The organism is Frankia sp. CcI156, assembly GCF_001983015.1.
Lineage (GTDB): Bacteria > Actinomycetota > Actinomycetes > Frankiales > Frankiaceae > Frankia > Frankia casuarinae.
In genome coordinates this window covers 1-12,692 of the sequence record NZ_MOMD01000052.1, presented here as the reverse complement: position 1 = coordinate 12,692, position 12,692 = coordinate 1, and the positions used below count along the sequence as shown (strand labels likewise).

Sequence of the window (12,692 nt, the reverse complement as noted above, 5' to 3'; positions counted from 1 at the left end):
GGATGGTCCGGTCGAGGCATGACCGGGACGGGACCGGTTCGGCGTGCTGGAGGGGGGTGGCATGGCAGCGGGTTCTGGAAGTCCCGGMGTGWCCGGAGGCAATGGCACCGTCAACGTTCATGGTGCCCTCGATGGGCATGGCACCGTCAACGTTCATGGTGCCMTCAGCGGGCATGGYGCTGTCAACGGTCAGGGCGGCTCGGGAGGTTCGGGCGCCTTCGGTGGTCTCGGTGGTTCGGGTGGTTCCGACTCGTCGGGTCACGTCATTGTCTGCGGGCTGAGCAACCTGGGGCTCCGGCTGGCCGAACAGCTCCGGGCGTCGGGTGTGACGGTGGTGGCCATCGACGATCGGGTCGCCCCCGCCACCCGGCGCAGGGTGGAGCGGTGGGGCGTGCGGGTCCTGGTGGAGAGTACCCGTGGCGCCGGGGCGCTGCGCGAGGCCGGCATCGCCGCGGCGCTCGCGGTCGTGTCCTGTCACGAGACGGACCTCGACAACCTGGGCACGGCGCTGGTCGCGGCCGAGACGGCCCCCGGTGTCCGGCTCGTCGTGGCCATCAGTAACCGCCAGCTCGGCGACCAGCTCGCGGACGCGCTCAGCCAGGTCCGGGTGCTGAACCGGGCCGAGCTCGCGGGGCCGAGCTTCGTCGAGGCGTGCCTCCGCTCGGACGTGACGCACGCCTTCCCGATGGACGAACGGTCCGATGCCGAGGTCTTCGCGGTGATCGAGGAGTCGATCATAGGCCGGCATGCCTTCCGGGCCCGCTATGGCGATCTGACCCCGATCTCGCTGCGCCGCGCGGGGGAGCGCCTCCCCGAGCTCTGCCCGCCCCGCGACGTCTCGCTGCGCCCCGGCGACCGGCTGACGCTCCTCGGGCGGCTGTCGGAGTTCCACGAGCGGGGCATGACGGTCGCGGGCCTGCACGACGCGCGGCTGTTCGCCGCGCTGGCCGGCGGCTCGGCCGAGCATGGCGATCCCGGCGATCCCCGCGAGCCCGGAGGGGTCCGGGGGGTCTGGCGGGCCACGGTGGCCAGGTTCCGGGAGATCGTCTCGATGATCCGTGGGGAGCTCGACCCCCCCTTCCGGTTCGCACTCGCCGCCGTAGTAACGATCATGATGGTCGGTACGGTCGTGCTGTGGTTGACCTACGCCAACCACAACGAGGCCGCACCCGCCGAGTTCGGCCCGCTGGACGCGCTTTACCTCACGGTCGCGACGATGGCCACGGTCGGCTACGGCGACTTCAACTTCGGCGCCGCCGACGAGTGGCTACAGGTGTTTGGCATCGGACTGATGCTGCTCGGCGCCCTGTCGATCGCCGTCGTCTATGCGTTCATTACCAACATCATCATCAGCCGTCGGTTGGAGCGGGTGATGGGACGCGGGCGGGCCGGGGCGGTGCGTGGCCACGTCATTCTATGCGGGCTCGGCTCGGTGGGGGTCGCCACGATGAACGGCCTGGTGCGCGCGGGCCGGCATGTGGTGGTGATCGAGCGTGACGAGAACAACCGGTACCTGCCCGTCGCCCGTGAACGTGGGGTGCCCGTGATCATCGGGGACGCCACCGTCCGCTCGACGCTGCTGGAGGCCGGCCTCGCCCATGCCGCCACGATCGCGGTGCTCACCAGCGACGACGTCGCGAACCTGGAGGCCGTGCTGTCGGCCCGGGAAGCGCACGAGGAGTTGCGGGGGGCGTGGGCGGCCCGCCGCCCCGCCCGGCGGGCCGCCCGGCGGGGCGGCGGGTGGTCCCGCGGCCGGATGCGGGAGTCCGACCCGGACACGCACCACCCCGACCTGCGAGTAGTGCTGCGGATCTTCGACACCACGATGGCCGACGAGGTCGAGCGGCGCTTCGGCATCCATACGGCACGCAGCGCGTCCGCCCTGGCCACGCCGTATTTCGTCGGCGCGGCGCTCGGTTACGACGTCATCAGTACCTTCTACGTGCAGCGCACGCCGTTCCTGGTGGCCAGGATGACCATCCACGCCGGCGGCGGGCTGGTCGGCCCGACCCTGCGGGAGCTGTCCACCGGGACCCGGGTGCTCGCCGTGATCACCGCGGCCGCGAACGCGGACACCGGCGGAGACGTGAATCTGGACAGCGGCGTGAATCTGGACAGCGGCGCGGACACCGACGGCGGCGTGGAGCGGGACGGCCAGGGGGCTCCCGGTGGCGGGCCGGACTACCGGCCGGGACGCCACACCCGGCTCCGGCCCGGGGACGAGCTGTTCGTGGTGGGACCGGTGAACCGGATCGTCGACATGGTGCGGCGCAACCAGCAGGTCGACATCACCACGGCGGGAACTGCGTAACACCATCACCGTGACGGTGCGCTACCTGGACGAGTGGCCGCGCGRCACACAGTCATGCCCGGACCACAAAACCATGTGAATATTTACCGCCTATTTGGATGAAAGGGAACAAGTGGACATCTACCTGGAGGGGATGAACCGCCTCACGGTCGATAGTCCGCAGCCGTCCGTCACGCCCGAGCCGCTCGGCCGGATCATCAACGACCTGGGCCTGTGACCGGCTCGGTAGAGAGCCGCCTCGTTTCCCTATGACCCGGAACTTTCGGTAATTCTGGACGCGGTTCGTGAACCAGCCTTCGGGTAGCCGTCGTCTGCGGTATGAATGCCTTAGCCCCACAGTCGCCCGGGGGCGAGCCCGGGTCTCTGCTCGTCACCTGTATGTCCCCAACATGCACAGGACGGAGAGCTGAAGCGGATGGTCTCGGCGCTGGTCGTGATCTCTCTCGTATTGACCGGGCTGGTGGCGGGCACGTTGACGGTCGGCCTGGTCGCCGTACGGCCCGCGATGCATTCACTGCCGCCCACTCCCTACGTAATGGTCAAGCAGGCGTTCGACATCAGCTACCCGCGGATGATGAAGCTGCTGCAGATTACAAATCTGATCGCTACGATCGCCCTGGCGGTCGCGGCCGGCGTCACCGGTGCGACGGCCTGCGCGGTGCTGGCCGGCATCGTGGCGGCCTGCGTCCTCACCAACATCCTGGTCACCGTGCGCGGCGACCTTCCGATCAACAACGCCATGGCCACCTGGCAGCCGGAGTCTCCGCCGGCCGACTGGCGCGAGCAGCGGGCGCGCTGGGACTTCTTCAACAGCATCCGCACGACCGCCGCGGTGATCGCGCTGGTTCTGCTGGCCCTGGCCGCGACCACCCAGTACTAACGCGGCTTCGCCCGCCCAGGCCTTCCAGCGGAAGCYACCGGCTTTGAACTTCGGCGAATTCAGCAAGGTTAAGGTCATCTCTTATCGTCCAGTACACGTCCAGTACACGTCCAGTACAGGAGTATCGATCTCCGTAAGAGGCGGAGAATGTCGGGGGCAGCAGCTCGTCCGGTCAGCGCATTGGTTGCTCGATGACCAAGGAGAAGTGTCGTTTTACTGGTCGGCGGGGGACCAGTCCTCGGTGAGGGTCTCCATCTGGGCGAGGACGAGGTCGATCGCCGCCTTCGGGTAGCTCCAGCGGGATGTGTGCCGGTTCAGAGCAGCGCGTGCTCGGCGGTCGCCAGGAGCCGGGCCGCGACCTCGTCGACCGACAGCCGGCGGCCGGTGTAGAGCAGGTCGAACGCGTCGAAGCTGGTAAGCAGCCAGAGGACGTCGACCGCGGCGGCCACCGGCACGCGCAGGAGGCCGTGGGCGGCCAGGCGTTCGGCGAGATGTTCCATCCCGCCGAGACGGTCCTGCTCGGCCCGTTGCAGCGCGCCATCGAGCGCCTGTTCCATCGAGCGCAGGGCCCACAGGGCGTCGCGCTGCCCGGCGTACACCCGCACGCTTGCGGTGATCCCGCCGCGCAGGTGAACGAGTGGGTCCGGATCCTGCACGGCCCGCACCAGGTCCGCGAAACCGCCCCRGTCGAGCACGTCCTGGGTGAGGGCATCGAACAGCCCCGCTCGGGAGCCGAACACCAGGTAGACCGTCGACCGGGCCACGCCCGCCTGCCGCGCGACCGCCTCCACGCTCGCGAGCCGGGGCAGCTGTTCGTACATCGCGTCGAGGATCCGGCGGCGGGTCTGGTCCGCACCAGCCGTGCGCAGCCGTTGCTCGTAGCGACGGGGAGACATGACTGCACCCTACGTGCGATGGACAGGCTGTCTTCGAGACGAAGACAAGCCGTCTGTCAACCGTGGTGAACCGGACGGTCGGGGCTGCCCGGTGGGAAGCGAGAATCACGGTGGGGAGCGGCTGCTTCGAACAAGTTCGAACAAGAGGGATGGCGAACAAGAACAAGAGGGATGGCGAACAAGAGGGATGGCGACAGTTAGCGGAACCGCGACGAGCACCCCGTCACGGTGCGGTTCCCGTCACCGGGCGCCCGTGCCGCTCCGGCCGAGGACGAGGTCGATCCACTCGGCCACGTGGCGTGCTATGACAGCGGGTTCCTTCATCCAGTCGAAGTGACCGAGGTGGGTGGATCCACTCGTGCGGTCCAGGTGGACGCGATGGACCTCCGAGCCCGTCAACCGCCTGGTGAAATAGTCGACCGCCCGGCGCGGCGCGAGATGGTCGGCGTCCAGGGAGATGGCCAGTACCGGCAGGGTCACCGCGCCGAGAAGACCGAGGAGGTCGGGCTCCGACCTGGCCAGCCGGTAACGGCCGGTGCGGGCACTTCTGGCCCAGTCCAGCATCAGCGCCCTGGGCTGCCGCCCGCCGAAGCCGAACCGGTGCCCGGGCCAGTAGYCCAGCAGCTGCGACACCCCCGCGACGAACGTGGAACCGCCCAGGACCCACGCTGAACGAAGGGGCCTGAAGACGCGCCAGTACGAGGTGCCCGCGCCGATGACGGCCAGGCCGCTCAGCCCGCCGCTGTCGGGGGCCTCCCGCGCGGCACGCAGGATCGAGAGTTGTCCGCCGAGACTGTGACCCACGACGAACAGCGGCGCCCCGGGGAATCGTTCCCGCGTCGCCGCCGTGATCGTCGGCAGGTCGTCCTCGACGCCCTCCTGGTAGCTGCCCCGGCTGCCGGCCGAGCGCCGGAGCGCCGCGGCTCCGTGGTGATGCCAGCGCAGATCGGTTGTCACGACCGAGTACCCCAGCGACCGCAGTGCCTCGGCGAAGGGGGTGTAGTACTTTGTCCGAACCCCCATCGCCGGAAGCAGGAGAATCACCGGCGCGGACTCGTCGGCCTGCGGAAGAACACGCAGGCCGAATCGCGTCCCGGCAGTGGTGGCGACCTCGAGTTCCGTCTCGCTTTCCGCCGCGGGTTCGGTCTCACCGGCGGCCGCCGACGGGGGAGGAACAAGAGCATCTGCGGACACGTGCCGCTCCTTCCATCCGGATCGCCGATCGTCTGATCGGTATTTCCGACAGCGGGTCCGATAAAGGTTGGTGAGCGCAGCCGGAAAGCCGGGCATGATGGTGAGCGTAGTAACGTCTGTGGACTTCTTCCAGTGAAGTCGCGGAGGACGCCCGGGCCGGGATGCCCGGCCCGGGCGAGGGAGAGCCGTGGTTACGGGCTTTACCTGCGGGCAGGGCCCTCCTGCTGCCGGCGGCGCCTTGCCTGCAGGTATCTTTCCTGCAGGTGTCTTGTCAGGAGGCGTCGAACCAGGCGCGGTAGTCGAACTCCGCCTTGGCGACGAGGGCRCCGGCGTCGTCGTAGAGCAGCGAGCCCCCGCGGATCTCGAAGCGTTCTTCGGCGGTCCGCTCCGCTGCCGGGTGCGCCACCTCGATGTCCACTGAACCGTGGGCCCGGATCCGACCGACCGCCGGCCGCAGGTACATGATCCGGCAGTCGCGCAGCACGAAGCTGCGGAGGCTGAAGATCCTCGGTGCCAGGGCGCCCGAGAACGCCGCGGCTCCGGAGACCTCGGCGGCGAGGAACTGCGCCGCCGCATGCACGGTGCCCATGTGGTTCTGGAGGTCGGGTCGGTTGGGGAGCTCCGCCACGCCGCCGTCCCGGCGCAGCTCGACGACCCGCACCCCGGTCAGGTTGCAGAATGGCACCATCGTGTCGATGACGGAACGGAGTTGTTCGAGATTTGGTGGCGCGTCACCGTTCGCCTGAAAGTGCGCCTCGCGAACCATCTCCAGTGGGGATCGTATCTCCGACTGAGCAGACATGTTACTGAGCATCCGCTGGAAAGGTTTCTTCGGGATGAATTCGAGGCGACTTTACGAACCCTTTGCCATTGGTGATTCCTATCGTGCGATTACATCACCTTGTGACGCCTTGCAGGTATATAGGGGAGCCTAGGAGGATGCCCAGGAGGATAACGACAACACATCCGCCGGGGACCCGTCGTGCCAGTGTAACGATCGGTTGACCGGCATACTTCAGGGAGTCTCCGACCATGTACGACGTGATTGTCGTGGGAGCGCGCTGCGCCGGCTCACCTGTGGCGATGTTGCTTGCCCGGCGCGGTCACYGGGTGCTGCTCGTCGACCGCGTGTCCTTTCCCAGCGACACGATCTCCACCCACTATCTTCAGCAGGCCGCACTGCTCCGTCTGCGGGAGTGGGGGCTGCTCGACGCACTCACGGCGACCAACTGCCGGCCGATCACCGACATGACGGTGTCCCACCTCGGTGTGGTCATCCGCGGGTTCGCCGATCCGGTCGACGGGCTGGCGTTCTCGATGGCGCCGCGCCGCATCGTGCTGGACAAGCTCCTGCTCGACGGCGCGGTCGCGGCGGGTGTCGAAGTCCGGGAGGGCTTCTCGGTCCGAGATCTGATCCGTCACGACGACGGCACGGTCGCGGGGATCGTGGGCCGGGACGCCACGGGAGCCGTCGTCGAGGAGCGGGCCACTCTCGTCGTGGGCGCCGACGGCCGCAACTCCGTCGTGGCCGACCTGGTGGGAGCCGACTTCTACAAGGTCGTGCCGGCGGCCAGCTTCATCTACTACTCCTATTTCAGTGGGCTGGACTGGCAGTTCCACAGCCGGTTCGGTGACCACGAGCAGTGCGCCGGCTGGCCCACCCATGACGGGCTCACCCTCGTCACCGCGATGCGCAACCTCGAGGATTTCGAGGAGTTCCGCGCCGATATCGACGGGAGCCTGCGCCGGACCTTCCGCAGCGTCGCGCCCGAGCTCGCCGAGGATCTYGACAGCCATGGCGTCCAGGAGGACCGTTACTACGGAATCCGTTATCCGGACAACTACTACCGCACGTCCTATGGTCCGGGTTGGGCGCTGACCGGAGACGCTGGTTACCACAAGGACCCGGTGACCGGTCTGGGCATCACCGACGCCTTCCGCTGCGCGGACCTGTTGACCGAGCACGTGGACCAGGCGCTGCGTGGCGACCGGCCCATGGACGAGGCCCTCGCCGAGTATCAGCGGTTGCGCGACGAGGAATCGGCCGGTGCGTTCAATTTCACCACGACGCTGGGCGAGCTGAACTTCCCGCCGCACCTCGTGGCGCTGTGGCGGGCCTTGCCGAACAACGAGACGGCGCGGGCGCAGTTCTTCGGAATGATCGCGGGTGTCGTGCCGTCGTCGGTCTTTCTCGCGCCGGAGAACGTCGAGTCCATCATGTTGGCCGCGGCGGCCGTGTAATGGACAGTCGACCGATCATCGGCGGTCCGACGCCGTCGCCGATGCTCACCGTGGTCGGCGACAGCTTCGCCGAGGGCCGCGGTGACCCGGCTCCCGACGGCGCCTGGATCGGCTGGGCGCCCAGAATGGCCGCGGCTCTGGGTATTCCGCGCAGTCGCGTTCTCAACCTGGGGCGGAACGGCGCGACGACGCAGGATGTCATCGACACGCAGCTCGACGTCGCCGCCTCCGCCCCGGCGGCCCTCGTCGGGATCGCCGCGGGCAGCAACGACCTGCTCGCGGACTACTCGCAGGACAGGTTCGAAAAAAACTTCACCCACCTAGTCGCGACTCTCGCGGTCCCGGGAACCACCGCGTTCACCTTCACCTTTCCGGACCTCACCACCAGGCTCTCGGCGCCGCCGGCGATCCTGGACGTACTCCGCTCCAGGATCGAGCGGGCGAACGACCATGTCCGCTCGACCGCGGCGAACCACGGAATTCTCCTCGTCGATTTCGATCACGTCGACCGCGCCCACGACTCTCAACTGTGGAATCCCGGGGACTATCATCCCAACGCGGCCGGATACGAATTCGTCGCCAGTCTCCTTGCGGATCTGGTGCGCGAAGTCCTGTCGCGCCCGRCTCCCCGGATTCCGGTTCCGGTTCCATCCTGACCCTGTTCGGTTGACCGGCCTCTCGACGTATTCTGACCCGACGTCGAGTGGATCGGGAGTGAAGCATCTCACGACGCACCGTCGCGGCGATTGCCTCGGCCGATCGAGTGTTCGGCAGGTTGTTCTTGCGGAACAACAGGACGTCGATGACACTGGTTCCAGGATGCCCGCGCGGATCGGATACGAGTAAACTGTCGCCAGGCCTCGCGGTTCGCTGTCACGGCCACGAAGACCTGCGGCAGTGCTTCGGAACAACGTTGTTCCGGGACAACGTTGTTCCGGAACAACCCGCCGGCCGTCTGGCTCTCCGGCGGACCGGCCGGTCCGCTCCGGTGAACCGGTTCCCAATACCTCACACCTGAATACCTCCGCCGGATACATCACGCCCGACATATCAGGGCACCACGCCCGACATATCAGGGTCCCGCCGCACGCGGTGGTGACCTGCCGGCCAGTAAAGGGGAGAAGCACGTGGACGAGTCCGACCGCCCTGACGACCGACGACTCGCGAACAACCCGATCGCGATCGTCGGGCTCGCCGGACTGTTCCCGATGGCGCGCGACGTGCGGGAGTACTGKAGCAACGTCATCGACGCCGTCGACTGCGTCACCGAGGTGCCGTCGACGCACTGGCGCCCGGAGGACTACTACGACCCGGATGCGACGGTGCCCGACCGTACCTACGCGCGCCGGGGCGGCTTCCTCCCCGAGGTCGCGTTCAGCCCGGTGGAGTTCGGCTTTCCGCCCAACCTGCTGGACRTGACCGCGGTCGTGCAGCTGCTCAGTCTGATCGTCGCGCGGGATGTGCTCGTCGACGCGGGCGCACCGGGATCGGCGTGGTACGACTCCGAGCGCACCGGGGWCATCCTGGGCATGGCCGGCCCCACCACGATGGCCCACCCGCTGGCGGCCCGGCTGGAGACGCCGGTCCTGCGCGAGGTCGTGCGCGCCGCGGGACTCGACGAGGCCGAAACCGCCGCGGTCTCGGAGGCCTTCTCGCTCGCGTTCCCGCCGTGGGAGGAGAACTCGTTCCCCGGGCTGCTCGGCAACGTCGTCTCCGGCCGGATCACCAACCGGCTCGACCTCGGAGGCACGAACTACACGGTCGACTCCGCGTGCGCGAGTGGGCTCACGGCCGTCCGCGGGGCCATCGCCGAACTCATCGACCACCGTGCCGATCTCATGATCACCGGTGGTTGTGACACCGAGAACTCGATCTTCAGTTACATGTGCTTCTCGAAGACGCAGGCGCTGTCCAAGTCCGACCGCATCCAGCCGTTCGCCGCCGGCGCCGACGGCACCCTGGTCGGCGAGGGCATCGGGATGCTGGSGCTCAAGCGGCTGGCCGACGCCGAGCGCGACGGGGACCGGATCTACGCGGTCATCCGGGGTCTCGGGTCGTCCAGCGACGGTCGGTTCAAGAGCGTCTACGCGCCGCGCGCGGAGGGCCAGGTCCGCGCGCTGCGCCGGGCCTACGCGGACGCCGGGGTGAGCCCGGCGTCCGTCGAGCTGTTCGAGGCGCACGCCACCGGTACCGCCGTCGGTGACGCCACCGAGCTGTCCGCGCTCGGGGCCGTCCTGGCCGAGGCCGGGGCACGCCCGGGCCGGGCGGCGATCGGCAGTGTGAAGTCGCAGATCGGGCACACCAAGGGCGCTGCCGGCGCGGCCAGCCTGATCAAGCTGTCGCTGTCGCTGTACAACCGGGTGCTGCCGCCCACGATCAACGTCCGCGAACCGAATCCGGCGCTCGCCCAGGAGGGCTCGCCCTTCTACCTCAGCACCCGCACCCGGCCCTGGGTGCTCGACCCGGACGTGGGGCGGCGCCGGGCGGCCGCCTCCGCCATGGGGTTCGGCGGTACCAACTTCCACGTCGTCCTGGAGGAGACCCCCGACACGGCACGCCCGGACGCCGATAAGCGTGCCGCCCGGGCGACGCACCGTGCCGTCCGCGCCCACCTGTGGCATGCCGCGACGCCCGCGGAGCTCCTCGACCTGGTGCGCGGACAGGCCGAACCGAACGGTGACACGGGCATCCCGGGCAGCGCCGCGCGGGTCGGGTTCGTCGCGCGCACCGGCGCCGAGGCGGAGCGCCTGCGCGCGATCGCGATCGAGCAGCTCGCGGCGCGAGCCGACGCCGCCGAATGGTCGCATCCCGCCGGGGTGCACTACCGCCGGCAGGCGGCCGAGCAGCCCCGCGTCGGCGTCGTCTTCGCCGGCCAGGGCAGCCAGTACGTCGACATGGGGCTCACCGCCGCCGTCGAGATCCCGCCGGTGCGGGAGGCCTTCGACGCGGCGAACGCCACCTTCGCCGGGGCCGAGCTCACGCTCGCCCGTGCGGTGTTCCCGCCGCCGAGCTTCGATCCGGGCGACCGTGCCGACCACGAGATGAACCTGACGCGCACCGAGTACGCGCAGCCCGCGATCGGTGCGCTCTCCGTCGGCCAGTTCCGGTTCCTGCGGGAGCTGGGACTGCGCCCGGTGAGCCTGCTCGGCCACAGCTTCGGGGAGCTGACCGCCCTGTGGGCCGCCGGTTCCCTCGCCGACGCCGACTTCTTCCGGCTCGCCCGGCGTCGCGGCCAGGCCATGGCCCCGCCGGACGAACCCGGCTTCGACCCCGGCACCATGGCCGCCGTCCGCGCCGACCGCGACGCGGTCGCCGAGCTGCTGACCGCGCACCCGGACGTGGTCGTGTGTAACCACAACGCCCCCGACCAGGTCGTCGTTGGTGGTCCGACGCCCGCCGTCGAGGAGTTCGTCACCGCCGCCACCGCGAACGGGCTCGACGCCCGGCGCATCTCCGTGGCCGCGGCGTTCCACACCTCGCTCGTCGGGCACGCGGTGGACGACTTCGCCGCCGCGGTGGACGTCACCGAAATCGGATCGCCGGCCGTGCCGGTGCACGCCAACACCGCCGGCGCCCGGTACGGCGACGACCCCGCCGAGAACCGCCGGGTCCTCACCCGGCAGCTGGGCAACCCCGTCGAGTTCGTCGCCGGGCTGCAGGCCCTGCACGCGGACGGCGCGACGGTGGTTGTCGAGATCGGGCCGAGCCAGGTGCTGACCGGTCTGGTCCGGCGCACCCTCGGCGACGATGTCGTGGCGATCCCCACCGACGCCGGTCGCGACGGCGACGGCGCGGTGGCTCTGATGACCGCGGCCGTGCGCCTCGCGGTGCTCGGCGTCGAGCTCAGCGGGCTCAACCGCTATACGGCCCCGCTGCCGCAGCAGGTGCAGCCGACCGGGATGACGGTTGCGCTGACCGGGGCGGACTACGTCTCGGAGCCTCGCCGTCGCGCCTACGCCGACGCGCTGGTCACGCTCGCGGCCGCCGCGGCCGTCCGGCCGCGGGAGTCGGCCGCCGCGGCGCTCGAAAACGTCCCGACCGCCACCGAGCGGCGCGTCCCCGAAGCGGCACCGGCGCCCACCCGGCCAGTACCCACCCAGCCGGCACCGGCGCCCACCCGGCCAGTACCCACCCAGCCGGCACCGGCGCCCACCCGGCCAGTACCCACCCAGCCGGCACCGGCGCCCACCCGGGCGGTACCCGTCCCGACGGCCATCGCTCCGGTAGCGCCTGCTCCGGCGGCAGCCACCCTGGCGGCCCCGGCCCCGAGCGCCGGTGAGGTCGCCGGCATCAGCGAGGTCGCCCGCGACCATCTGGCCCTGCACTCCCAGTTCCTCGACACCCAGCTCCGGGTCGCCGAGGGCCTCGTGCAGGTCCTTCGCGCGGCCCCCGCGGACAATGGGGCGGGTCAGGAGATCCGGGCCGCTGCCGACGCTGTGACCCGGCAGAGCCTGGCCGTGGGTGAGGCCCATATCCGGGTCAACGAGATCCTGGCGTCCCTGACCGACCTGGAGTACGGCAACGGCGTCGGCGGCCAGGGCAACGGCGTCGGCGGCCACGGCGTCGGCGGCCACGGCGCCGGCGGGCTCGCGGCCGGCGGGGCGCCGGGCGGCGCGCTCACCACCGGTACGGAACCGACGGACCTGTACGGACGGGGAACGGCGGGCGATCTGCGTACGCCGGGAATCCCGGCGCCCGGGCTGCCGGCCGTCCCGCTTCCGATCCCCAGCACCGGGAACAGTAACGGGCGTCCGGCGGGTGCGATCGCGGCTGCCCCGCCCGTGCCTCCGGTGACCGTCCCATCCGTCCCATCCGTCCCATCCGTGCCTCCGGTGACCGTCCCATCCGCGGCCCCGGCGACCGTGGGGTCGCAGCCGGCCACCGCTGGGATTGCCCAGCCGGCGACGGCCGAGCCGCCGGCGGGCGTCGACGTGTCGGTTATTGAGTCGGCGGTGGCGGAGGTGGTGGCGGAGAAGACGGGTTATCCGGTGGATGTGCTGGAGCCGTCGATGGCGTTGGAGTCGGATCTGGGGGTTGATTCGATTAAGCGGGTGCAGATTCTGGGGTCGTTGCAGGAGCGGTTCCCGGGTGTTCCTGCGGTGGGTCCGGAGCGGGCGGCGGAGATGCGGACGCTGGCGGATGTGGCCTCGTTCCTGCGTGATGGCCTGGG

Annotated in this window: 8 protein-coding genes; 5 read left to right on the top strand and 3 right to left on the bottom strand. The window is 69.9% G+C overall.

Annotated elements, in window-relative coordinates; all coding sequences use genetic code 11:
• The first annotated feature begins 61 nt into the window (after positions 1-61).
• A complete protein-coding gene (locus tag CcI156_RS17890; RefSeq protein WP_076807007.1) occupies positions 62-2,311 on the top strand; it encodes an NAD-binding protein in 2,250 nt (749 codons plus the stop codon).
• A 415-nt stretch (positions 2,312-2,726) separates the two neighbouring features.
• Complete coding sequence (locus CcI156_RS17885) at positions 2,727-3,191, top strand: DUF1772 domain-containing protein (RefSeq protein ID WP_023841481.1); 465 nt, start codon at positions 2,727-2,729, stop codon at positions 3,189-3,191.
• Positions 3,192-3,505: 314 nt separating this feature from the next.
• Here CcI156_RS17885 and CcI156_RS17880 read toward each other — a convergent pair whose 3' ends face one another.
• From CcI156_RS17880 to CcI156_RS17870, 3 genes are all read right to left on the bottom strand, one after another.
• Complete coding sequence (locus tag CcI156_RS17880; RefSeq protein WP_076806987.1) at positions 3,506-4,087, bottom strand: TetR/AcrR family transcriptional regulator; 582 nt, start codon at positions 4,085-4,087, stop codon at positions 3,506-3,508.
• Positions 4,088-4,327: 240 nt separating this feature from the next.
• A complete protein-coding gene (locus CcI156_RS17875; protein ID WP_076806985.1) occupies positions 4,328-5,281 on the bottom strand; it encodes an alpha/beta fold hydrolase in 954 nt (317 codons plus the stop codon).
• 271 nt (positions 5,282-5,552) lie between these two features.
• On the bottom strand, positions 5,553-6,083 hold the full coding sequence (locus tag CcI156_RS17870; protein ID WP_023841482.1) for a PaaI family thioesterase: 531 nt from the start codon (positions 6,081-6,083) through the stop codon (positions 5,553-5,555).
• Positions 6,084-6,313: 230 nt separating this feature from the next.
• Here CcI156_RS17870 and CcI156_RS17865 point away from each other — a divergent pair, with 230 nt between their 5' ends.
• From CcI156_RS17865 to CcI156_RS25820, 3 genes are all read left to right on the top strand, one after another.
• On the top strand, positions 6,314-7,522 hold the full coding sequence (locus tag CcI156_RS17865) for an NAD(P)/FAD-dependent oxidoreductase (RefSeq protein WP_076806983.1): 1,209 nt from the start codon (positions 6,314-6,316) through the stop codon (positions 7,520-7,522).
• A complete protein-coding gene (locus CcI156_RS17860; protein WP_076806981.1) occupies positions 7,522-8,178 on the top strand; it encodes an SGNH/GDSL hydrolase family protein in 657 nt (218 codons plus the stop codon). Before CcI156_RS17865 ends, CcI156_RS17860 begins: the two co-directional genes overlap by 1 nt.
• A 471-nt stretch (positions 8,179-8,649) precedes the next feature.
• A partial coding sequence (locus tag CcI156_RS25820) for a type I polyketide synthase (protein WP_175637616.1) occupies positions 8,650-12,692 on the top strand: 4,043 nt, incomplete at its 3' end.